The 21,671-nt window shown below is 73.2% G+C and carries 18 protein-coding genes; 11 read left to right on the forward strand and 7 right to left on the reverse strand.

Features of this window, described 5'->3' with window-relative positions; all coding sequences use genetic code 11:
- Positions 1 to 28: 28 nt before the first annotated feature.
- The 10 genes from HHX37_RS34980 (at position 29) to HHX37_RS35025 (ending at position 10,629) form a co-directional block, all read left to right on the forward strand.
- On the forward strand, positions 29 to 1,015 hold the full coding sequence (locus tag HHX37_RS34980; protein WP_220503398.1) for an LLM class flavin-dependent oxidoreductase: 987 nt from the start codon (positions 29 to 31) through the stop codon (positions 1,013 to 1,015).
- Positions 1,016 to 1,125: 110 nt separating this feature from the next.
- Positions 1,126 to 2,802 (forward strand): ABC transporter substrate-binding protein, encoded by a 1,677-nt coding sequence (locus HHX37_RS34985; protein WP_220503399.1) that lies wholly within the window; start codon positions 1,126 to 1,128, stop codon positions 2,800 to 2,802.
- Complete coding sequence (locus tag HHX37_RS34990) at positions 2,787 to 3,797, forward strand: ABC transporter permease (RefSeq protein ID WP_182888128.1); 1,011 nt, start codon at positions 2,787 to 2,789, stop codon at positions 3,795 to 3,797. Before HHX37_RS34985 ends, HHX37_RS34990 begins: the two co-directional genes overlap by 16 nt.
- 2 nt (positions 3,798 to 3,799) lie before the next feature.
- Positions 3,800 to 4,600: an ABC transporter permease gene (locus tag HHX37_RS34995; RefSeq protein ID WP_220499863.1), complete on the forward strand. Its 801-nt coding sequence runs from the start codon at positions 3,800 to 3,802 to the stop codon at positions 4,598 to 4,600.
- Positions 4,597 to 6,249 (forward strand): dipeptide ABC transporter ATP-binding protein, encoded by a 1,653-nt coding sequence (locus HHX37_RS35000; protein WP_182888129.1) that lies wholly within the window; start codon positions 4,597 to 4,599, stop codon positions 6,247 to 6,249. Before HHX37_RS34995 ends, HHX37_RS35000 begins: the two co-directional genes overlap by 4 nt.
- Before the next feature lie 126 nt (positions 6,250 to 6,375).
- The gene (locus HHX37_RS35005) at positions 6,376 to 7,563 is read left to right on the forward strand and encodes a cytochrome P450 (RefSeq protein ID WP_182877272.1); all 1,188 of its coding nucleotides are present in this window, start codon (positions 6,376 to 6,378) and stop codon (positions 7,561 to 7,563) included.
- Positions 7,564 to 7,568: 5 nt separating this feature from the next.
- Complete coding sequence (locus HHX37_RS35010) at positions 7,569 to 7,775, forward strand: ferredoxin (protein ID WP_117409465.1); 207 nt, start codon at positions 7,569 to 7,571, stop codon at positions 7,773 to 7,775.
- A gap of 116 nt (positions 7,776 to 7,891) precedes the next feature.
- Positions 7,892 to 8,998, forward strand: a complete 1,107-nt coding sequence (locus tag HHX37_RS35015) for an acyltransferase family protein (protein ID WP_220499862.1) — start codon at positions 7,892 to 7,894, stop codon at positions 8,996 to 8,998.
- 129 nt (positions 8,999 to 9,127) lie between these two features.
- Complete coding sequence (locus HHX37_RS38055; protein ID WP_182888130.1) at positions 9,128 to 10,366, forward strand: cytochrome P450; 1,239 nt, start codon at positions 9,128 to 9,130, stop codon at positions 10,364 to 10,366.
- A gap of 29 nt (positions 10,367 to 10,395) precedes the next feature.
- A complete protein-coding gene (locus tag HHX37_RS35025) occupies positions 10,396 to 10,629 on the forward strand; it encodes a ferredoxin (protein WP_117409458.1) in 234 nt (77 codons plus the stop codon).
- A gap of 61 nt (positions 10,630 to 10,690) precedes the next feature.
- Here the strand turns inward: HHX37_RS35025 and HHX37_RS35030 are convergent, their stop codons facing one another.
- The 4 genes from HHX37_RS35030 to HHX37_RS35045 form a co-directional block, all read right to left on the reverse strand.
- The gene (locus tag HHX37_RS35030) at positions 10,691 to 11,689 is read right to left on the reverse strand and encodes an aldo/keto reductase (RefSeq protein WP_117409459.1); all 999 of its coding nucleotides are present in this window, start codon (positions 11,687 to 11,689) and stop codon (positions 10,691 to 10,693) included.
- A 13-nt stretch (positions 11,690 to 11,702) separates the two neighbouring features.
- A complete protein-coding gene (locus HHX37_RS35035; protein ID WP_165900865.1) occupies positions 11,703 to 12,248 on the reverse strand; it encodes an allene oxide cyclase barrel-like domain-containing protein in 546 nt (181 codons plus the stop codon).
- A gap of 110 nt (positions 12,249 to 12,358) precedes the next feature.
- Positions 12,359 to 15,160, reverse strand: coding sequence for a LuxR family transcriptional regulator (locus tag HHX37_RS38060; RefSeq protein WP_182888131.1), 2,802 nt, complete (start codon positions 15,158 to 15,160; stop codon positions 12,359 to 12,361).
- A 239-nt stretch (positions 15,161 to 15,399) separates the two neighbouring features.
- Positions 15,400 to 15,987, reverse strand: coding sequence for a TetR/AcrR family transcriptional regulator (locus tag HHX37_RS35045; protein WP_117409461.1), 588 nt, complete (start codon positions 15,985 to 15,987; stop codon positions 15,400 to 15,402).
- Between the two features lie 139 nt (positions 15,988 to 16,126).
- Here HHX37_RS35045 and HHX37_RS35050 point away from each other — a divergent pair, with 139 nt between their 5' ends.
- Positions 16,127 to 17,554, forward strand: coding sequence for an MFS transporter (locus HHX37_RS35050; protein WP_182888132.1), 1,428 nt, complete (start codon positions 16,127 to 16,129; stop codon positions 17,552 to 17,554).
- A 112-nt stretch (positions 17,555 to 17,666) separates the two neighbouring features.
- Here the strand turns inward: HHX37_RS35050 and HHX37_RS35055 are convergent, their stop codons facing one another.
- From HHX37_RS35055 to HHX37_RS35065, 3 genes are all read right to left on the reverse strand, one after another.
- Positions 17,667 to 18,425, reverse strand: coding sequence for an AfsR/SARP family transcriptional regulator (locus HHX37_RS35055; protein WP_182883664.1), 759 nt, complete (start codon positions 18,423 to 18,425; stop codon positions 17,667 to 17,669).
- A gap of 143 nt (positions 18,426 to 18,568) precedes the next feature.
- Positions 18,569 to 20,542, reverse strand: coding sequence for an SWIM zinc finger family protein (locus tag HHX37_RS35060; RefSeq protein ID WP_182888133.1), 1,974 nt, complete (start codon positions 20,540 to 20,542; stop codon positions 18,569 to 18,571).
- A complete protein-coding gene (locus HHX37_RS35065; protein ID WP_117409468.1) occupies positions 20,539 to 21,657 on the reverse strand; it encodes a VWA domain-containing protein in 1,119 nt (372 codons plus the stop codon). The genes HHX37_RS35060 and HHX37_RS35065 overlap by 4 nt, the downstream gene beginning before the upstream one ends.
- Positions 21,658 to 21,671: the final 14 nt, after the last annotated feature.

A 21,671-nucleotide genomic window follows, 5' to 3' on the forward strand; every position in this document is an offset into this window, starting at 1 on the left:
CCCTTTGACTCCCCTGAAGGAGAGGACGTTGGCCGAGGGAATCGCCGTCTCCGTGCACGACACCGCACCCGTCTGGCGTGGCGACAGCGCGGGCGACGCGCTGCGCCGCTCCGTCGATCTGGCTCAGGCCGTGGAGGCGCTGGGCTACCGGCGTTACTGGGTCGCCGAGCACCACAACACCCCGGCGCTCGCGACCTCCAGCCCGGCCGTGCTCGCCGGGTCCATCCTCGCGGCGACCTCCACCATCCGCGTCGGCTCCGGCGCGGTGCTGCTGCCCAACCACTCGCCGTACGTGGTGGCCGAGCAGTTCGGCGTCCTGGCCGGGCTCTACCCCGGCCGGGTGGACCTCGGGCTCGGCCGCGCCGCCGGAGGCTCCGGCGAGGCCGCCGCCCGCATGGGCGACCCGCGCGGGCTCGACTTCCCGAGCGCGCTGCGTGAGCTGGGCGAGTACTTCGCCGGCGGCAGCGGCGGCGTCCGGGCGATCCCCGAGCCGGCCACGCCGCCCGAGATCTGGCTGGTCGGGTCGAGCGCGTCCAGTGCCGCCGCCGCGGGCCGCCTCGGCCTGCCGTACGTGTACGCGCACGCGATCGTCGGCGCGGGCGCGCCGGAGGCCCTGGAGGCCTACCGCCGGGCGTTCCGGCCCTCGGCGGCCCTCGCCGAGCCGCACGCCTGCGTGGCCGTGATCGCGGTCGCGGCCGACAGCGACGAGCGCGCGCACCGGCTCGCCACGTCCTTCGTGTACGGCCAGATCCTCATGCGCACGGTCGACCCCGCGACCGTCCTGCCGACGGAGGAGGAGACGGCCGCGCACCGGTTCACCCCGGAGGAGGAGCGGTTCCTGCGGGACAAGATCGGCCCCCAGTTCGTCGGCAGCCCCGAGCGGATCGCCCCACGGCTCGGCGACCTGCTGCGGGCCACCCGCGCGGACGAGCTGTTCGTGCTCACCCAGGTGCCCGACCACCAGGCCAGGATCCGCTCCTACGAGCTGATCGCCAAGATCGTCTCGTCGCTGTAGTCCCCTCACGCGACGGCGCCGCCGATTCAGCACGGCTTTAGAACCGGCGAGCACTGTGTCTGTGGCCGGAGATCCCTTCCGGCCTGGACGTCGCAACGATTGGGACGAGGATGGGTGCTGCCCCGAGGCCCGGAACCACCGCCTCCGCCGTCATGGCGGGGGCCGCCACGCTGATGCTGGCTCTCACCGCCTGCTCCTCCGGAGCGGACGACCCGGCCCCCGCCGCCCCGGGGAAGGCGGAGGCCGCGGGAGCGGCGTCCCCCCGCACCGGGGGCACGCTGCGCTTGGCGGTCGAGAAGGAACCGGAGTGCCTGGACCCCCACCAGAGCCCGACGGAGTCGGCCAGGCTGCTGACCCGGCCGTTGGTCGACTCCCTGGTCTACCAGGACCCGCGAGGCGGTCTCCATCCCTGGCTCGCCCGCGAGTGGACGGTCTCGGGCGACCGGCGGACGTACACGTTCCGGCTGCGGGAGGGCGTCACCTTCACCGACGGCGCGAAGTTCGACGCGGCGGCGGTCGTCGCCAACCTCGACCACGTGGTCGCCCCCGAGACCAAGTCGCTGCTCGCCGGCAGCCTGGTCGCGGCCTACGACTCGGCGAAGGCCGTCGACCCGCTGACCGTGGAGGTGCGGCTGAAGCGGCCCGACTCCGGCTTCCTCGCCGCGCTCGCCCAGCCCAACCTCGGGATCGAGTCCCCGGCCACGCTGAAGGGCCCGGCCTCGAAGCTGTGCGCCACCGTCGTCGGCACCGGGCCGTTCAAGAGCGACGGCGGGCTCACCCCGCAGAAGGGCATCGACTACGTCAGGAACCCGGCGTACGGCTGGGCCCCGGAGGGGGCGCCGCGCACGGGCCCCGCGCCGCTCGACCGCATCGAGGTCACGGTCGTGCCGGACAACTCGGCGCGGCTCGGCGCGCTCACGAGCGGCCAGGTCGACGTGATCACCGGCCTCGCGCCGTCCTCCGTCGGCACGTTGAAGGGCACCCCGGGCTTCGCCCTGCACACCACGCCGTTCCCCGGCGCCAACTACAGCTACTGGCCCAACACCGCGAAGGGCCCGCTGAGCGACGTCAACGTGCGCAAGGCCCTGCGGGCGGGCGTCAACTGGCGGCAGATCGTGAAGAACGTCTACTTCGGGGTGTACGACGGTGCGCAGGGGCCGTTGTCTGCCAGCACACCCGGTTTCGACGGCTCGCTCTCCTCCGCGTACGGCTACGACCCGGCCGAGGCGAACCGGCTGCTCGACCAGGCCGGATGGACGCGAAGGGACGCGCAGGGCTACCGGACCAAGGACGGCAGGCGGCTCACCCTGCGCCACATGTGGTCCGACCCGTCGGTGAGCACCCTCGCCGTGCAGATCCAGGCCTCGGCCAAGCAGCTCGGCGTCGAGCTGGTCGAGGAGAACCTCGACGGCGGCACCTTCGTCAACCGGCTGCTGGACGGCGACTACGAGCTGATCGACACGAGCTTCTCCTCACCCGGGCCGGACGTGCTGCGGGTGCTGTTCGGCGCCGACAACATCCCGACGCCCAAGCGCGGGATCAGCAACAACATGGCGAGGTACGACAACCCGCAGGTAGAGGCCTACTTCAAGCGGGCACTCGACGCCCGGGACCAGTCCGAGCAGTTCGGCGTCTACGCCGAGGTGCAGCGGCGGGTCACCGACGATGCGGCGGTGCTGCCGATCTACTCGCCGCTGTCCACCGTCGCGGCCCGCGAGGGCGTCCGGGACGTGCGGTTCAACGTCGACGGCACGCCCGACCTGTCCGGCATATGGCTGGCGTCCTGAAGACGTCCCCGGCGGGAGCGGCGGCGGCGCGGGACGAGGACCGCCGCTCCGGCCGGGGTCACGGGTCGCTCGTACGGCTGGTCCTCGTCCGCCTGGCCGCATCGGCCGGTGTGCTGTGGGGAGCCGTGACGGTGACGTTCGTGCTGCTGCAGGTCATGCCCGGGAGCACGGCCGACGTCCTGCTCGCCCGGACCTCGGTGAGCCCCGAGGTCCGGGAGCGGATCGTGGCGGAGTACGGGCTCGACGACCCGATCCCGGTGCAGTACCTCACCTACCTCGGGCGGATCGTGCAGGGCGAGTTCGGCGAGTCGTACGTGCTGCGCAGGCCGGTGTGGGGTGAGATCGCCGCACAGCTCCCCTCCACGCTGCTGCTGGTGGCCACGACCCTGCTGGCGACGATCGTCGCGTCGGTCGCGCTCGGGGTGGTGAGCGCCAACCGCCGGGCCTGGGTGCGCTCGCTGTTCGCGTCGGCCGAGTCGCTGGTCGTGGCCCTTCCGCCGTTCTGGCTGGGGCTGCTGCTGCTGACCGTCTTCTCCTTCACCCTGCACTGGTTCCCGGCCATCGGGTCCTCATCGCCGGCCGGGCTGGTCCTGCCGACCGCCGCCCTGGCTGCCGGGCCCGCGGCCGTCGTCGCCGGAGTGCTGCGGGAGGGGCTGCTGCGCGCGGCGGACGAGCCGTTCGTGGTGACCGCCCGTGCCCGGGGCCTCGGCGAGACGGCCCTGCGCCTGCGGCACGTGCTGCGCCACGCCCTGATCCCCGTCACCACGCTGCTCGGCTGGATCGCCGGCTCCCTGATCGGCGGCGCGGTCATCATCGAGATCGTCTTCTCCCGGCAGGGCATCGGGCGGCTGGCGCTGTCCGCCGTGGCGAACAAGGACATGCCCGTGGTCGTCGCGGTCGTCCTGGTGACGGCGATCGCGTTCGTGCTGGTCACCATCGCGGTCGACATCCTCACCTGGGTGATCGATCCCAGGACGCGGGACTCGGGGAGGTAGCGGTGCCCAAAAGCCTGTGGCCCTGGGCGGCCGTGCTGGTGCTGCTGGCCGCCATGGCGGCGGTCCCGTCGCTGTTCACGGGAATCGACCCGGACGCCGCCGACCTGGACGCGACGCTGCGGCCGCCCGGCGCCGGGCACTGGCTCGGCACCGACCAGAACGGCCGCGACCTGTACGCCCGGATCGTGTACGGAGCCCGGCCGTCCCTGCTGATCGGAGCCGGCGCGGTCCTGCTGGCCCTCCTGGCCGGCGTCGTGATCGGGGTCGCCGCCGCCCAGCTCGGCCGGGTCGCCGACCAGGTCCTCAGCCGGTCGCTCGACGTGGTCCTGTCCGTCCCCGGCCTGCTGCTGGTCTTCCTCGTCGTCGCCGTGCTCGGCCCCGGGAGCGGCACCGCCGCCGTCGGCCTGGCGGTGATCTCCACGCCCGGCTTCGCCCGGGTGGCCCGGGCCGAGGTGATCCGCCTCCGCGCGGCGCAGTACGTCGAGGCCGCCCACGGGTTCGGCTGGTCCCGCGCGCAGGTCGTCGTCCGCCATGTGCTGCCCAACGCCGCCGCCCCCGTGCTGGCACTCGCGACGGTGAGCCTCGGCGCCATGATCGTCGCCAGCTCCTCGCTGAGCTTCGTGGGCCTCGGCCCCCGGCCGCCGACGGCCGAGTGGGGCGCCATGCTCTCCGACAGCCGCGAGCTCCTGGCCCTCGCCTGGTGGCCCGCCGTGTTCCCCGGAGTGGCCATCACCCTCGCGGTCCTGGCCGTCACGCTCGTCGGCCGCCATCTCAACGCCCGCGCCGAAGGGAGGCTGTCGTGACCACCGAGGGAGGGGACCGCCCCCTCGTCGCCGTACGGGACCTCGCGGTGGGCTTCCCCACCCGGCACGGGACGGTGGAGGCGGTGCGCGGCGTGTCGTTCCGGATCGACCGCGGCCAGGTCGTCGCGATCGTCGGCGAGTCCGGCTCGGGCAAGAGCGTCACGGCGCGCAGCCTCGCCGGCCTGGCGGGGGAGGGCGCCCGGGTCGCGGCGGCCGAGCTGACGTTCGACGGGATCGACCTGCGCCAGGTGCGGGGCCGGGCCTGGCGGTCGCTGCGCGGGCGCCGCCTGGGGTTCGTCCTGCAGGACGCGCTGGGGTCGCTCGACCCGCTGCGCCGGGTCGGCGCGGAGGTGGCCGAGCCGCTGCGCACGCACCGCGTCGTGCCCCCGAAGCAGGTGGACGCCGAGGTCGAGCGGCTGCTCGGCGAAGTGGAGATCCCGGCCCCGCGCAGCCGCGCCCGGCAGTATCCCCACCAGCTGTCGGGAGGACTGCGCCAGCGCGCGCTCATCGCCTCGGCGCTCGCCGCGCGGCCCGACCTGCTGATCGCCGACGAGCCGACGACGGCCCTGGACGCGACCGTGCAGCGGCAGGTGCTCGCGCTGGTGCGCGAGCGGGTGAGCGACGGCACCGCCGTGCTGCTCATCAGCCACGACCTGGGCGTGGTCGTGGAGATCGCCGACTACGTGTACGTGATGAAGGACGGCCTGTTCGTCGAGGAGGGCCCGGCCGCGGCGGTTCTGGAGTCGCCGTCGCATCCCTACACCAGGACGCTGGTGGGCGCGGCGCTCGGGCACGGCCGCCGCGCGCCGCGGCCGGCCGGGCGGCCGGGCCGGGGGACGGACGAGGTGCTCCGGGCCGAGGGCCTGGCCAAGCGCTACACCCTTCCGGGGCGGGGCACGCTCACCGCGGTGGACGACGTGTCCGTCACGGTCGAGGCCGGGCAGACGCTGGGCGTCGTCGGCGAGTCGGGCTCGGGCAAGACCACCCTCGGCCGGCTGCTGATGGGCCTGCTGGAGCCGGACACCGGGCGGGTGCTGCTCGACGGCGCACCGTGGAGCGGGCTGCACGGCCAGGCGCGGCGCACGGCCCGCCGCGCGGTGCAGATGATCTACCAGCATCCGCTGTCGTCCTTCGACCCCCGCTACACCGCCCGGCAGATCCTGGAGGAGCCGCTGCGCGCGGGCCGGACGCCACGCGAGGAACGCGACCGGCACGTGGCGCGGCTGCTGGAACACGTCGGGCTCGCGCCCGGCGTGCTGGACCGGCGCGCGCGGGAGCTGTCCGGCGGGCAGCGGCAGCGCCTCGCCATCGCCCGGGCCCTCGCCCCCGGGCCGCGGGTCATCGTCTGCGACGAGCCGGTCTCCGCGCTCGACGCGTCCATCCAGTCCCAGGTCCTCGACGTGCTCGCCGACGTCCAGGAGCGGCTCGGGGTGGCGTACGTGTTCATCTCCCACGATCTCGGCGTCATCCGCCGGCTGAGCCACCGGGTGGTGGTGATGAAGGACGGCCGGGTGGTGGAGAGCGGTGAAATGGAAAAGGTATTCGACCATCCCGAGCATCCGTACACGAAAGCGCTTCTCGACGCGGTTCCGCATTTCCGGCCGCGATCGGCGGCGGAATTCAAGGAAGTGGGCGCGACCGGCGCATAAGCCGTTCTAAGGCCGGGCTCAAGGCGACTTGTTCCGCGAATGGCGGCCTGCATACCATCGCGGCGTCCCGTTCACGGCAATTTGTGACGCCCGGTTCCCCAACTCTCGCCGAAGGGAAAAAGGGAAATGACGGAAGCTCCGCCGTACCCGCAGAAGCGCACCTGCCCCTACGAGCCGCCCGCGGGCTACCGCGAGATCGGGGAGCGGGGGCCGGTGCTCAAGGTGACCCTTTTCGACGGGCGCGAGGCGTGGATGGTGACCGGCTATCGGGAGTCCCGGGAGATCCTCACCCACCCGAACCTGTCCTCGCAGCGCACCCACCCCGGGTTCCCGATCGTGGCCCCCCGGTTCCGCTCCCAGATCGCCCGCACGCTGGCGCTGATCGCCATGGACCCGCCGGTCCACGACGTCTACCGCCGGTATCTCAACCCCCACTTCAGCCTCAAGGCGGTCCGCCGGATGCGCCCGGAGATCGAGCGGATCGTCGCCGGGTTCGTCGACCGCATCGTCGAGCACGGCCCGCCCGCCGACCTGGTGCCGCTGCTCGCGGTGCCGCTGCCGTCGCTGGTCATCTGCCGCCACCTCGGCGTGCCGTACGACGACCACGACTTCTTCCAGGACGCCAGCGGCAAGGTGATGCTGGGCACCGAGGAGGAGTCGGCGACGGCGGCGCAGGACCTGTTCGACTACATCGACCGGCTGGTCGCCGAGCAGATCAAGAACCCCTCCGACGGGCTGCTCGGCACGCTCGTCCGGGAGCGGGTCGTCACCGGGGACATCGGCCACGACGAGCTGGTGTCCATCGCCCTGGTGCTGCTCATCGCCGCGCACGAGACCACCTCCTCCTCCCTGGCGCTGGGTGTCATCACCCTGCTGGAGCACCCGGAGCAGCTCGCCCTGCTGCACGGGGAACCCGACCGGCTGCCGGGCGCGGTGGAGGAACTGCTGCGCTACATCGCCACCACCGACCTCGTCGCCACCCGGGTCGCCAAGGGCGACATCGAGATCGCCGGGCACCTCATCCGCGAAGGGGAGGGGGTGCTGGTCTCGGGCACGCTGGCCAACCGCGACGCGGCGGTGCACCGTCGTGCCGACGAACTCGACCTCCTGCGCGAGGACAGCCACCACTTGACGTTCGGCTTCGGCATCCATCAGTGCCTCGGCCAGAACCTCGCCCGGCTGGAGCTCGAGGTCGCGTTCAAGGAGCTGTTCGGCCGGATCCCCGGGATCCGGCTGGCCGCCCCCGTCGGCGAGCTGCCCATTCTCGGCGCCGGCACCGTGCAGCGGGTCCTCGAACTCCCGGTCGAGTGGTGACGGCGATGTGGGTGTCGGCGGACCGGGAGCGCTGCATCAGCGGCGGCCGCTGCATGGCCGCCACCTCGGAGGTGTTCGACCAGGACGAGGACGGAATCGTCGTGGTCCTCACCTCGAACCCCGCACCGGAGCAGGAGGACCGGGTCCGTAAGGCGGCCTACCTCTGCCCGTCGCGGGCCATCCGGATCGGCGACGGCCCCGCCGGGGGCTGACGCCCGTCCGCCCCCGGGCCCGGCCGGGCCCACGGCTCACGCACTAGGAAACAGGCGGAACGCATATGACGACAGAGGCGGCACAGGAAGCCTCCCCCCTCCCCTCACTGACCGGAATGAGATTCGTCGCGGCGTTCCTCGTGTTCGTCTGCCACGCGTGCGTGCTGGGCTACTTCCACCCGGACGTCGCGGCCTCGCTCCAGACCTACGCCTTCACGTCCGGGTGGCTCGGCGTGGAGTTCTTCTTCGTGCTGAGCGGATTCGTACTGACCTGGTCGGTGTCCGAGGGCGAGTCGCGCACCCGCATGTGGCGGCGGCGGCTCGTCAAGGTCTACCCCAACCACGTGGTCACCTGGTTCGCCGCCCTCGCGCTGGCGATCTGGGCCGGCCAGTCCGTCGACCTGGTCAAGGCGCTGCCCAGCCTGCTGCTCGTGCACACCTGGCTCCCGCGCGCGGATCTGATCATCTCCATCAACGTGGTCACCTGGTCGCTCGCCTGCGACCTGCTGTTCTACCTGGCGTTCCCGTTCCTGTACGCGCTCGTCCGGCGGATCCCGGCCGAGCGACTCTGGACGGCCGTGGCCGCCGTCGTCGCGGTGATCGCCGTGCTCCCCGCCGTCGCCCTCGCGGTCCTGCCGGGCACGCCTGCTCTGCCCGGGCAGGAGATGTCGCTCACCCAGAACTGGTTCCTGGTGTCGTTCCCGCCGACCCGGGCGCTCGACTTCGTCCTCGGCATCCTGATGGCCAGGATCGTCGTCACCGGCCGGTGGATCCGGCTGGGCTGGGCCCCGGCGCTGCTGATCCTGGTCGCCGCCTTCGGCCTGCAGATGTACCTGTGGCCGACGGTCTACGGACTCACCGCGCCGGTCGCGCTGCCGCTCGCGCTGCTCATCGCCGCCGTCGCCGTCGCCGACCACAGGGGCCGGTTCAGCCCGTTCCGCTCCCGCGTCCTGATCCGGCTGGGGGAGATCTCGTACGCGTCCTACCTGGTCCACTTTCTCGTCCTGAGCTACTCCCACATCGCGTTCGGGGCCGACCGGACCTGGGACACGCCGTCCGCGCTGTTCCTCGTCACGGCCCTGTTCGGGGTCACCACGCTGCTGGCCTGGCTCCTCACCCGGTTCGTCGAGGAGCCCGCCATGCGCGCCTGGGCCGGCGCCCGGGCCGTCCGGCCCGGGCCCGCGCCGCTGCCGGAGGCCCGCTCGCCCGAACCGACCACCTGACCCCGCACCCACCCCAGAGGCCGGCTCACCTACCGAGCCGACTCATCCACCGAGCCGGCTCACCCACCGAGGCTGCTCACCCACCGAGGCCGCTCACCCACCGAGACGGAAGGACGAAGGAGCCACATCGTGAACGCCCCACCGACCACCGCGAACGAGGAACCGTTCGCCTACCCGCAGGACCGGGCCTGTCCCTGGCAGCCGTCCCCCGGATACCAGGACCTGGGGCGGCGGGGGCCGCTCCACCGGGTCCGGCTGTGGGACGGCCGCACCATCTGGATGGTCACCGGCCACGCACAGGCCCGGCGGCTGCTCGCCGACCCGCGCATGTCGGCCGACCGGTCCCGCGACGACTTCCCCGCGGTCCTGCCCCGGCTGGACGCGCCCATCTTCAAGCCCATCGCCATCATCGGGTTCGACCCGCCGGTCCACGACGTGCACCGGCGCCTGCTCGCCCCCGACTTCAGCCTCAAGCACGTGCGTGCCGTACGCCCGCAGGTCGAGGAGCTCGCCCGGCGGCTCGCGGCGGACATGCTCCGGGCGGGCCCGCCGGTGGACCTCGTGCAGGCCTACGCCCTGCCCATCCCCTCGATGGTGATCTCCGACCTGCTCGGCGTGCCGTACGAGGACCACGAGTTCTTCGAGGCCAAGACGGTGGGCCTGCTGCAGGCGAAGTCGGCCGAGGACGCCGAGAGGGCGGGCCGCGAGCTGTGGGACTACCTCGACGGCCTGATCACGCGCAAGGAGCGTGAGCCCGGCGGGAGCGGCGTGCTGAGCAGGCTCGCCGGGCAGGTCACCGAGGACGGCGACCTCACCCGCGAGGACCTGCTGCGCATCGCGCTCGCCCTGCTCATCGGCGGGCACGACACGACCTCCCAGATGATCGCGCTCGGCGTCGTCACGCTGCTGGAGCACCCTGACCAGCTCGCCGCGCTGCGGGCCGACCCCGGGGCGCTTCCCGCCGCGATCGACGAGCTGCTGCGGCTGGTCTCGATCACCGACGTCTCCGGCGTCCGGGTGGCGACCGAGGACATCGAGATCGACGGGGAGGTCATCAGGGCCGGAGAGGGCGTCCTGGTGTCCTCCTCGATGACCAACCGCGACCCCGCCGTCTTCCCCCGGCCGTACGAGTTCGACGTCCACCGCACCGTGGGAGACAACGCGGCGTCGGGCCGTCAGCACCTGACGTTCGGTTTCGGCATCCACCAGTGCCTGGGGCAGAACCTCGCCCGGATGGAGCTGGAGGTCGCCTTCTCCGTCCTGTTCGAGGAGATCCCGGGCCTGCGGCTGGGCACTCCGCTGGAGGCGCTGCCCACGCGCAGCGGCGGCACGATGCAGGGCGTCCACACCTTGCCGGTCGAGTGGTGAACCCCGGCAGGGGAGAGAGAGGAGTCGCGATGAAGGTGACCGCCGACCGGAGCCGCTGCATGGCCGCCGGGCACTGCGCGATCAGCGCGCCGGCCGTCTTCGACCACGGCGAGGACGGCCTGGTGGTGGTGCTCGACGCGGAGCCGGGGGAGGACCAGCGGCGGGCCGTGGAGGTGGCGGAGAACCTGTGCCCGTCCCGGGCCATCGCCCTCCTGGACGCCTCGGCCGCGGCCCCGGCACAGGGCGCCCCGCCCGCGGGCTGACCGGACAGACGGCTGGACGCCGAGGCGGCCGGGGACGACCCATGGGCCGTCCCCGGCCGCCTCAGCGGTCGACGAAGCGCATGCTCTGTTCGTTCCAGCGCTCGCCGTGCACCTCGCCGGCCGGGACGGCGGCCGCGGCCGCCGCCAGATCGGCCCGGGTCAGGCTCAGGAACACCGCGTCGGCGTTCTCCTCCAGGTGGTCCCGCCGCTTCGCGCCGGGGATCGGGACGACGTCCGGGCCCTGGTGGTGCAGCCACGCGAGAGCGAGCTGGGCCGGTGTGATCCCCAGCTCCCGGGCGAGCTCGCCGAGCCGGTCGGCGAGGGGCAGGTTGCGCGGCAGGTTCTCCGGTGAGAACCGGGGCAGGCCGAAACGCCGGAAGTCGCCCTCCTCGAGCTGGTCGCGGGAGCGGACCGCACCGGCGAGGAAGCCCCGCCCGAGCGGCGCGTACGGCACCACGGTGATGCCGAGCTCCCGGCAGACCGGCAGGATCCGCCGCTCGATGTCCCGCGACCACAGCGACCACTCCGTCTGCAGGGCGGAGACAGGGGCGACGGCGTGAGCCCGGCGAATCGTCTCCGGCGCCGCCTCGCACAGCCCGATGGCGCGGATCTTCCCGGCGGCCACCAGTTCGGCCATCGCGCCGACCGTCTCCTCGACGCCGACCTCGGTGTCCACGCGGGTCAGGTAGAGCAGGTCGACGTGGTCGACGCCGAGCCGCCGCAGGGAGTCCTCGCACGCCCGCCGCACATAGAGGGCGTCGCCGCGCACCCCGGCGCCGACACCGGGGCCGGGCCGCACCACGCCGAACTTGGTCGCGAGCACGGCCGACTCGCGGCGCCCGGCGACGGCGCGGCCGACCAGCTCCTCGTTGGCGCCGTGGCCGTACACGTCGGCGGTGTCGAGCAGCGTGACGCCGATGTCGAGGGCGCGCCGGATGGTCGAGATCGCCTCGCCCTCGCTGGTCGCGCCGTAGAACTCGGACATGCCGAGGCAGCCGAGCCCCTGGGCGCCGACGGTCAGGGGGCCGATCCGGCGGGTGGGGAGCCGGGTCAGGGTCATGGCGTCCCCCTCGCTACCGGTAGACGACGATCGCGGACTCGTACGTGTCGTGGGTCTCCTTCGCCACGGGCCGGAACCAGCGGAAGCCGATGGCTCCGCGCAGCGGCCCGGCGACGACGACGGCGGGGAACGTCGCGGCCTCGCCGGCCGTCAGCCTGGCGTCGTCGACCAGGCCCCCGGCGCGGATGACGTTGCCGTCGCGCAGCCGGATCTCCTCGCCGAAGTACGCGACGAAGTGGCCGTCGTGCTCCTGCTTGAAAAGCATCCGGCCCGCGCCGGACGTCTCGCCGAGCGGTTCGCCGTCCGGACCGAAGATCTCCAGCCGGACGGTGGCGAAGTCCTTCTCGGTGGGCGTCGTGCCGGTGGGGTCGGCGTTGTTGGAGCGGTACTCCACGACCTTCTCGGTGAGGTCGCGCAGGATGAGCGAGCGGCCGGGCCGGGCGAGCGCCCCGACCCGGTCCGACACGGTCTCCGGCGGCGCGGCCAGGAACGGCAGCAGGAAGGAGCTCACCGCGTGGCGCACCGGCGCGATCCGGTCGGACAACGCGCGTAGATCCATATTCGCCTCCCGAGACGGAAAGTTACGTTTCCGACCCTAGGCGGCGGCGCTCAAGCGCCCCTAAAAGCCATCGCGCCTAAAAGCCGGTCGCGCCTAAAAGCCGGTCGTCCCTAAAAGCCGATCGCGTACTCCTGTCCGGCCGCCTTCCGCTGAATGGCGAGCGCCAGCTCCATCCGGGAACTCACGCCGGTTTTCCGGTAAATGCGGGTGAGGTGAACGTCGACCGTCCGCGTGCTGATCGTGAGCCGGTCGGCGATGTCGCGCCTTTTCATTCCCGAGCAGATCAGCAACGCGATCTCGCGCTCGCGGTGGGTCAGCCGGCCGAATACCTCCAGCCGCCCGAACACCTCCTGACGGGAGGAGGGCTGCGGCGCCGGCCGCGACGCAGGGCGCCTGCCGGTCTGCCTGTCCAGCCAGTGGAGCAGCGTCACCGCCTCCGACCGCCGGGCGATCTCCGCGGCGAGCCGCACGGTGTGGGCCGCCTGGTCGGCGCGGCCCTGTTCGGCGAGCGCCCGCGCCGCCTGCCCGAGGGCGTAGCTCTGCTCGATCGGCATGCCGGCCGTGGCGAACAGTTCGGCCGCCTCGCGGTAGCGCCGGGCGGCCTCACCGGGCGCCGACCGCGAGCGCAGCAGGTGGCCGCCGGTCATGGCGGCGTAGGCGAGGTTGTGCGGCATGGGAACCGCCCGGGCGTGCTCCTGGGCGCGGCGCGCCCACTCGTCGAGGGGCATCCCGGCGTCCAGGCCGGCGGCGCACAGCGTCTCCCACATCGTGGGGCGGGTGCCGCTCGGGATGACCCGCAGGTCCGGCCCCCGGCCCTCGTTGAGCAGGAGGGTGACGCAGTGCGTCGGGTCGCCGTCCAGCCAGGCGCACTTGGCGAGCGTCAGCGCGGCGATCGAGGCGCTGCCGTTCACGTGGGTCCCGGTCAGCGCCTGCCGCGCGAGCGCCTGCTGGGCCAGGGACTTGGCCCGCCCGCTGGCCACCGGCTGCATCCACACCTCGGCGGCGGACTTGAGGGCGACCGCCTGCGCGTGCCGCAGCGGGTTGCCCGGGCCCGACTCGACGATCGCCGCGTCCGCCGCGTCGCGGGCCTGCCTGAGCCGGCCGAGGTGGCGCTCGGCCTCGCTGAGCATGACCAGCAGCGTCGGCAGCAGGAACGGCCGCTGGCGCCTGCGGGCGACGTCGACGCCGCGCCGCACCTGCCGCTGGGCGTCGGCGTTGCGGCCGAGGTAGATGTAGGCGAGCCCGGCCAGCAGCAGGCACTCGACGTGACGCGCCACCAGATGCTCAGGGGTGCGGTCCAGCGACTCCGCGGCGGCGTCGGCGTCGGCCAGGGCACGCTCCACGTCCCCGGCGGCCACCGACGCCAGGGCCCTGAGCCCGAGCAGCCCCGCCGCGACGAGGTCGTCGCCGGCCGCCCGGGCGGCCCGCAGCGCGGAGTCGGCCTCCGCGCTGTCGACCGCGCGGCCGAGCATCGACACGCGGAAGCTGCGCGCCAGGACCAGGCGCGGCCAGACCGGGGAGTCCCGCAGTCCGGGCCGGTCGAGGAGGTGCCCCAGCAGGTCGAGCATCTGCACGTCCTGGCTGAGCACGCCCTCCACCACCGAGACGAAGGCGACGTGCTCGGCGAACACGGCCGGGTCCACCGGCGCGTCCGACTCGTCCACCAGGAACAGCAGGTCGCGGCTCTCGGGCATCCGGCCGAGACGGCCGAAGGCGGTGCTGAGCGCCAGCCGGGCGCGCGCGCCGATCTCGGTCGAGGGCGGCGCCTCGGCGAGCACGGGCGTCAGCCAGGAGACGCACTCGCTGACGTCGGTCTCCATGATCTCCTGGGACGCGTCGACGATCTGGGTCAGCTCGCCGGCGCGCGCCCTCGACAGCGAGCTGACCAGGTGGAAGCCGATCTGAGTGCCGGCCTGGCCGCGGGCCGAGAGCCGGTGCAGCGCCCGCTGGTGGGCCAGCGCCGCCCAGCAGGGGTCGATCATCTGCCGCAGCAGCGAGCCGAACACCTCGTCCCTGATCGAGAACAGGGTGCCGACGGGCTCCACCCGCACCAGGTCCCGCCGGACGAGGCGGCGCAGCGCGGCGGAGGCCACCAGAGGGTCGAGCGCGGCGACCTCGGCGAGCAGGTCCGCGTCGAACCGGGAGCGCAGGATCGCCGCGGCGTGCAGCGCGTACCGCTCGGTGAGCGTCAGGTCGCGCACCTCGCTCATCACGGCGAACTCGAACGGTGCGAGCGCGCCGTCGCCGCCCGAGCGTGCGCTGCGCTCCAGAGCCTGCAGCGCGCGCAGGTTGAACGGGTTCCCGCCGCTGCGGTGGCGCAGTTCGTACGGCGCGGGAACGGGCGACATCGCCAGCATCCGCTCGTCGTCGAGGGGGGCGAGCTCGATCCGCGCGGTGCGCCCGAAGGCCGTGGTGGCGGCGATGGCCTCGGCCAGGAGATCGGGGGTCTGGCGCGGGCGCAGCGAGACGACGACGTCGGCCAGGGGCACGGGATCGCCGCCGGCGATGGCGGCCAGCTCGCCGATGGTCTCGTCGTCGGCGAGGTGGGCGTCCTCGATCACCACCAGCTCCCGGTCCGGCCGGCTACGCCGCCGGGCGAGACCGATCACGGGGCGGGCGGGTTCCTCGCGCTCACCGGCCCGGCGCGCCCGCCACAGCGCCTTGCGGACGGCGTCGATCGCCCGCTCCCGGTCGCCGGAGGAGCATCGGTGGACGGTGGCGGGGAGGGCGGTCCACTGCCGCTCGCGTACGAGCGCCGACAGCAGGTGGGTCTTGCCGGAGCCCGGCTCGCCGAGGACGGCGACGAGCCGTCCCTCGGAGCCCGGCTCCTGGGTCAGGGACCGCAGCAGGTCGAGCTCGGCCGTGCGCACCACTGTGGACGATGCGGTCTCGGAGATTCGTTCTTCATACACGCTCATTGTCTGTGACGACCCCAGGCGTTTCGTGACCGAAAAGAGCATTTCGGCCCGTAAGTCGCTCCTTTCTCGCGTTCTGGGCCGAAACTTCCAGTGGTAGCGGAGAGTGAAGGATCGGACGCCGGTTCCTTCTCGAATCCGGCCTGCGAGAGAAGCTCCGACTTACTCTACATTACCTAGCGCCTTAGTCGGTTTTGTCAACACCAGTCGCTTTCCCCTTGCCGTTCCGGTGGGGGTCAGGCGCGGGGAATCGTGATGCCCTCCAGCACCAGTCGCAGGAAGCGCGGGCTGCCGTCCCTGCCGCCCGCCGCCTGCTCCCGCACCCAGGCGGCGCCACTGAGGAGGTCGAACAGTTCGTCGGGGGTGAGGTCGGGCCGTACGCTGCCCGCCGCCTGCGCGGCGCGCAGCAGGTCGGCGCCGCTGCGGTGCATCGCGTTGCACATGGTGTGCGAGGGCGTCCCCTCGTCGTACATGCTCCGGGCGAGGATGCCGACCAGGCCGCGGAAGGTGCTGAAGTGCGCGACGGCCTCGCGCATCCACGCGGTGAGCGCGTCGAGCGGGTCCGGGGCGCCGGACAGCCGCTCGGCGTGGGAGACCAGGTTCTCCAGGCCGTCCCGGGTCGCGGCCTCGACCAGTGAGGCACGGGTGGGGAAGTGGCGGTACAGCGTGCCGATCGCCACCCCGGCCTGGCTCGCGATGTCCTCCAGTGACGCGTCGGCCCCGGTGCTCTCGAACGCCTTGCGGGCCGCGGCCAGGATCGCGTCGTAGTTGCGCCGGCCGTCCGCCCGTTTGGGGCGCTGGGCGATGTAGGGCTTGCCGTCCATCGGCTACCTCCCGCTTGACATCCTGAGGGTGCCTCAGCTTGAATGCTCCCGATTAACCTGAGACGACCTCAGTATAGGTGCGGCCTGCAATCCGATCGCGCCTCACCCCTGCCCCCCATCAGCGGACCGTGGAGGTTCCATGGCCACCGAAACGACCCCCGAAAGCGTCTCCGGCACACCCCGGGACGTCCCCGACCGCGGCTGGGCCCTCGCGCTCGCCGCGATCGTCGGGGCCGAGTTCATGCTCCAGCTCGACGGCACCATCGTGAACGTCGCGCTGCCGACCCTGCAGTCCGACCTCCACCTGACGGTGGCTGGGGGATCCTGGGTGCCCAACGGCTTCTTCCTCGCCTTCGGCGGGCTCCTGCTGTTCTCCGGACGCCTCGGCGACGTGCTGGGCCACCGCCGGGTCTTCCTCGCCGGGATCGGGCTGGTCGTGGTGGCGTCGCTGATCGCCGGTCTCGCGCCCAACCTCGAAGTGCTGCTCGCGGGCCGGATCCTGCAGGGCGCCGGCGCGGCGATCTGCGGGCCCACCGGCCTGGCACTGCTGGCGATCGTCTTCCAGGGGGAGCGGCAGCAGCGCGCCTTCGGCCTCTACTCCACGGTGACCGGGCTCGGCGCCTCCGCCGGCATGGTCCTCGGCGGCCTGCTCACCTGGGTCGGCGACTGGCGCTGGAGCCTGCTGGTCAACGTGCCGATCGGGCTGGTCCTCGCCGTGGTCGCCGCCCGCGCCCTCGGCCTGCGCGACGAGACGAGGCGGTCGCGCTCGCTCGGCCTGCCGAGCGCGCTGCTGAGCACCGCCACCCTCACCACCGCCGTGTACGGCCTGGTCCACGCCGCCGAGAAGGGCTGGGGCGACCGCTGGACACTCGCGGCGCTCGGCGCGGCCGTCGTGCTGGCCGTGATCCTGCTGCTGGTGGACCGGCGCTCGGCCGAGCCGCTGCTGCCCCTGGCGGTCCTCGCCGGCCGCGAACGGGCCGGGGCCTTCCTCAACCTGGTGCTGCTCGCGGCGGTCCTGACCAGCTTCCTGATCTACCTGGTGCAGTACCTCCAGGGCGTGCTCCACCTCGACGCGCTGCGAAGCGGCCTGGCCATCCTGCCGTTCGGCCTCGCGCTGCTCGTCAGCACCCAGATCCTCACCTCGTACATCGCCAAGATCGGCCTCAAGACCCGCGCGGTGGCCGGCCTGGTGGTCGTGCTGGCCGGAGTCGCGTGGCTGACCCGGCTCGACGGCGGCAGCACCTACCTCACCGGGGTGCTCCCGGCCCTCGTCGTCATGGGGCTCGGGGTCGGCGTGGCGATCATCCCGTTCAACATGATCGTGCTCACCACCGCACCGCCCGAGTACGCGGGTGTGACGGCCGGAGTGCTGCAGACGGCGCTCACGATCGGCGGATCGCTCGGCCTGGCCGCGATGCTGATCCCGCTCACCCAGGGCTCCGGCGGCCTCGCCGAGACGATCTCGTCGGTCTTCGTCTGGGCCGCCGCCGCCCTGGTGATCGCGCTGCTCGTCGCGCTCGTCTTCTGGTACCGCCCCGGAGCGCGGAGGGCCACCTCCGCCGCCTGACGGGGCTGACGGGGCCGTTCCCCCGGGTCCCGTGGTGAGGGGCGAGCCGTCCGCAGCCGGCCCGCCCCTCACGTGCTCCCGCACGGCGCCCCATGGCCGGCCGTACGGACCCTCAGCCGGCGACGGCGAGTTCGGCGTCCGACGAGAGGATCGCGAACTGCAGCCGGCGCATGGTCTTGCGGGGATCGAGCCCGAGCTCCTCCCGCAGCACCTGGCGGGCCGACTGGAAGACGTCCAGGGCCTCGGCGCGCCGCCCCGCCCGGTAGAGCGCGAGCATGAGCTGCTCGCGCAGGTTCTCGTTCAGGGGGTACTCCTCCACCCACCGCGACAGGTCGCCGATGAGCTCGCGGTGCCGTCCCAGCCGCAGCGAGCACGTCGCGATCACCTCCAGGCACTCCAGCCGTGCCTCTTCCGCCCAGCGGGCGAAGGAGCCGACGATGAGCCCGTTGTCGATGCCGGCGAGCACGGGCCCCCGGAACAGGCGCGCGGCGGCGGTGAACGCCTCCAGCGCGCTCTCGGGGTCGTGGTCCAGCATGTCCCGCCCCCGCGCGTGCAGGGACTTGAGGTGGAACACGTCCACCGATCCCTGGTCGACCTCCAGGAGGTATCCCTGGGCGTGCGTCCGGATGGCCGCGCCGTCCACGGCGGGCTGCACGAAGTTCTTGCGGAGGTGCGAGATGTACACGTGCAGGGCGGCGCGGGCCCGCTTCGGCGGTTCGTTCCCCCACAGCTCGTCGAGCAGCTCGTCCGTCGAGATCGGCTGGTTGGCGCGGATGAGAAGCGCGGCCAGCAGGGTCTCCACCTTGGGTGCGCTGATGGTGTGCGTCGCCTCGTCCACGAGGCGCAGTGGCCCGAGCAGTTCGTATCTCACGCGTCTCCTCCTCGCGGCTCTTACGGGACAGCAGTACTGAAAGCCGCACTTATCCACCCGATGACGACATTTTTGCGATCGGTCCACGCGCTGACATCAGCGAAAGTGCGTACGGCGGTCTCCGCGGGTGCGTACGCGGTGGATCAGTGGAGGTCCAGAGCCACGTCCAGGCGGAGGTAGGCGTCGACCCAGGCCCGCTCGGCCGTCTCGTCGCCGGTGTCGGCCCGCGCCGCCGCGAAGGCCGTGACGGCCCGCGCGACGCGGTGCAGCCCGAGCACGGTCAACCGCCGCGCCGCCGCGGCGAGCCGGTCGTCGTACGTCGGCGGCAGGTGGGACAGGCCGTGATGGGCCGCTTCGGCGAGCAGTCCCCGGGTGTCGATCAGTGCCGCGGTGAGTGGTTCGTGCCGGTGGTCCTCGGCGACCGCGAGCCGGCCGCTGCCGCCGGGAGGCCGAAGGTCGGGGACGACGACCCGGCCGCCGGCCGACAGGCCGAGCGGTTCGACGACGACCCCGCCCGCGGTCCGCCCGACCACGCCGCTGACGAAACGCGGTTCGCCCTCCTCGCCGGCGAGCACGGCGGCGAGCGAGTCGAGACGCCCGGGGGCGGCGCCGGTGTGCGTGGCCCTGACGGTGGCGGTGTTACCCGCCCGGTCGGCGATGACGGCGTCGAGACGCTGGTCTCCGGGCGCGTAGGTGACGGACACCACCCGGGCGACGGCGACGACCCGGACCAGTTCCGCCTCCACCCGGGGGCGGATCGGCCGGAGCGGGAGAGCGTCCAGCTCACGGCCGAGCGCGGCGAGGTCGGTCACCAGCAGGGACGGCGGCAGCTCGTCCCAGGCGCCCCGCGACGCGCTGACCGTCGTCTTCGAGATCCGCCCGGTCGCCAGCCGCACCGTACGGCTGGCGCTGCGCACGGCCGACTCCGTGACCACGGTGCCGGTCGCCAGGTCGGCCAGCGTGGACGCGGCGATCCGCCGCCGGGCGAGCGCCGCCCCGTCGTCGTCGCCGTCCCACCGGCGGCGGAGGACCAGCACCATGGCGCTGTCGCCGTGGGCCAGGTAGACCTCGGAGATCCGCTGGTCGCCGAGGGTGCGGATCCGGCAGCCGAGGCCGTCCAGCCGGGCCCGGCGCAACGGGGTCTCGGCGGCCTCGGCGGTGCCGAGCACGCTGCTGCGCAGGGTGGCGTCCGGGCGGGTCACCGCCCGGTGCCGGGCGTGGAGTTCGGCGAGGTGGCTCGCGAGCAGTTCGGGACGGTAGTGGGAGCTCCGGTCGCGGTAGGAGGCCAGTTGCTCGGCGAGGTCGGTGACGGCCAGCAGCGGCCAGCGCAGCCCGGCGGCGTCCAGGTGGCGCCGCACGTCGGCGATGGCGGCGTCGAGGCCCTGACCGAGATGCGCCGCGCCCTCGCGCAGGACCGTGCCGGCCAGGCCCAGGGCCCGTTCCAGCCCGGATCCGGCGCCCGGCCCGGGCGCGCCGCCGACGTCGACCCGCGCCTCCTCGGCGCCGGGGTGCAGCGCGTCGGCGACCCGGAACGCCCACACCGCCAGGGCGATGACGTCGTCGCGGCTGCCGGCGACGGCGTCGGTGTGGACGAACCCGAGGTCGCCGGGGACCAGGAAGCGCACGGTCGCGGTGGCCAGTTCGACCTGAGGCACCGGATCGCCGGCGGTCGCGCGGCGGACCCGCGCGGTGAACCCGGTCCTCTCCGTACGGCGGGCGGCGGCCATCAGCCGGGCGCCGATCCTGGCGGTGAGCTCGTCGTCGGTCACCTGCCCCGGCGACCAGGGCGGCGGTGGCGGCGAGGGCTCGGCAGCGGCCTCTACAGGCACGACATCCTCTACCGACACCGGGGCGGCCTCGGCGGGCAGGCGCTGGTAGGCGAGGATCACCCCGATGACATGCCGGCAGACGCCGGCGGAACCACAGGTGCAGCGGGCCGCGTCGAGCCCGCCGGTGGGCACGGCCGTGGTCACGCCGTCGGGGAAGCCGCCGTGCACGGTGCCGTCGTCGTCGGTCCGGAGCTCCGGCGCGGCCTCCTTGCCGGCCCGTTTGACCAGGCCGCGATTGGTGAGCGCGGCGAGGGAGTCGGCCGTGAGCCCGAGCAGATCGGCCCTCATCGGCCCACATGCTCTGCGACGAAGGACGCCAGCTCACCGGGGGTCATCGCACCCATGTGGGCACCGGCGTCGGCCAGGCGCTGCGCCAGGTCCCGGTCGTAGTCGGGATTGGCCTGCTCGTCGAGCGCGGCCAGGCCCAGCACCTTGCTGCCCTGGGTCACCAGGTCGCGTACGACGCGCACCAGCCGCCGCGGGTCGCCGCCCTCGTAGAAGTCGGAGATCAGCACGACGATCGCACGGCGGGGCTGGTCCACCAGGCCCGCGCCGTACGCCGCCGCGCGGGCGATGTCGGTGCCGCCGCCGAGCTGGACCTTCATCAGCAACTCCACCGGATCGTCGACGTCCGCGGTCAGGTCCACCACTTCGGTGTCGAAGGCGACCAGGTGGGTGCGCACACCGGGCAGGCCCCACAGGCAGGCCGCGGTGACCGCCGAGTGGATCACCGAGCCGGTCATCGAGCCGGACTGGTCGACGAGCAGGATCACCTGCCACTGCTCCAGGTGCCGGCGGGTGCGGGAGAAGAAGTACGGGGTCTCGATCACCACCTTGCCGGTCTCGGGCTGGTAGCGGCCGAGGTTGGCGCGCAGGGTTCTGACCACGTCGAAGTTGCGGGCCAGCCGCAGCCGGCCGCGCCGTCGCACCTTGCTGCCGGAGAACGCGCTCCGGACCTCGGTGGCGAGCTTCTCCGTCAGCTGCCGGACGACCTGCTCCACGATCCGCCTGGCCAGCCGCAGCACCTGCGGGTTCATCAGGTGCTTGGTCCGCAGCACCGCCTTGAGCAGCGCGGGGTTGGGCTCGATGCGCGCGAGCACGTCCGGGTCGGTCACCACGTCGTGGATCTCGTACCGCTCGACCGCGTCGCGTTGCAGTCGTTCCACGGTCTCCTTGGGGAACAGCCGGGTGATGTCGTCGAGCCAGTCGACGGTGGTCAGCACCGACGCGCCCGTCCCGCCCTGCCGCACACCACGTCGGCGCAGGTCCTCGTCGCGGCCGTAGAGCCAGTCCAGGGCCGCGTCACGGGCGGCGGCCCCCGCGTCGAGCGACTGCCCGCCGAGGCAGGCGCCGCCCGGCTCGCCGAGCAGCAGACGCCACCGTTCGAGAGTGGGGTCGGTCATCGAAGCCTCCGAGG

Origin of the sequence: Microbispora sp. H10885, from assembly GCF_014161415.1 — a bacterium.
Lineage (GTDB): Bacteria > Actinomycetota > Actinomycetes > Streptosporangiales > Streptosporangiaceae > Microbispora > Microbispora triticiradicis.

Excerpts from the sequence above, each read along its gene's own strand:
- HHX37_RS35030 (WP_117409459.1), bottom strand. The coding sequence starts at position 11,689 with ATGACCCTGACCCGGCTCCCCACCCGCCGGATCGGCCCCCTGACCGTC.
- HHX37_RS34990 (WP_182888128.1), top strand. The coding sequence starts at position 2,787 with ATGGCTGGCGTCCTGAAGACGTCCCCGGCGGGAGCGGCGGCGGCGCGG.
- HHX37_RS35010 (WP_117409465.1), top strand. The coding sequence starts at position 7,569 with ATGTGGGTGTCGGCGGACCGGGAGCGCTGCATCAGCGGCGGCCGCTGC.
- HHX37_RS35045 (WP_117409461.1), bottom strand. The coding sequence starts at position 15,987 with ATGGACGGCAAGCCCTACATCGCCCAGCGCCCCAAACGGGCGGACGGC.
- HHX37_RS35065 (WP_117409468.1), bottom strand. The coding sequence starts at position 21,657 with ATGACCGACCCCACTCTCGAACGGTGGCGTCTGCTGCTCGGCGAGCCG.
- HHX37_RS35060 (WP_182888133.1), bottom strand. The coding sequence starts at position 20,542 with ATGAGGGCCGATCTGCTCGGGCTCACGGCCGACTCCCTCGCCGCGCTC.
- HHX37_RS34985 (WP_220503399.1), top strand. The coding sequence starts at position 1,126 with ATGGGTGCTGCCCCGAGGCCCGGAACCACCGCCTCCGCCGTCATGGCG.
- HHX37_RS35035 (WP_165900865.1), bottom strand. The coding sequence starts at position 12,248 with ATGGATCTACGCGCGTTGTCCGACCGGATCGCGCCGGTGCGCCACGCG.
- HHX37_RS35050 (WP_182888132.1), top strand. The coding sequence starts at position 16,127 with ATGGCCACCGAAACGACCCCCGAAAGCGTCTCCGGCACACCCCGGGAC.
- HHX37_RS35015 (WP_220499862.1), top strand. The coding sequence starts at position 7,892 with ATGAGATTCGTCGCGGCGTTCCTCGTGTTCGTCTGCCACGCGTGCGTG.
- HHX37_RS35005 (WP_182877272.1), top strand. The coding sequence starts at position 6,376 with ATGACGGAAGCTCCGCCGTACCCGCAGAAGCGCACCTGCCCCTACGAG.
- HHX37_RS35025 (WP_117409458.1), top strand. The coding sequence starts at position 10,396 with ATGAAGGTGACCGCCGACCGGAGCCGCTGCATGGCCGCCGGGCACTGC.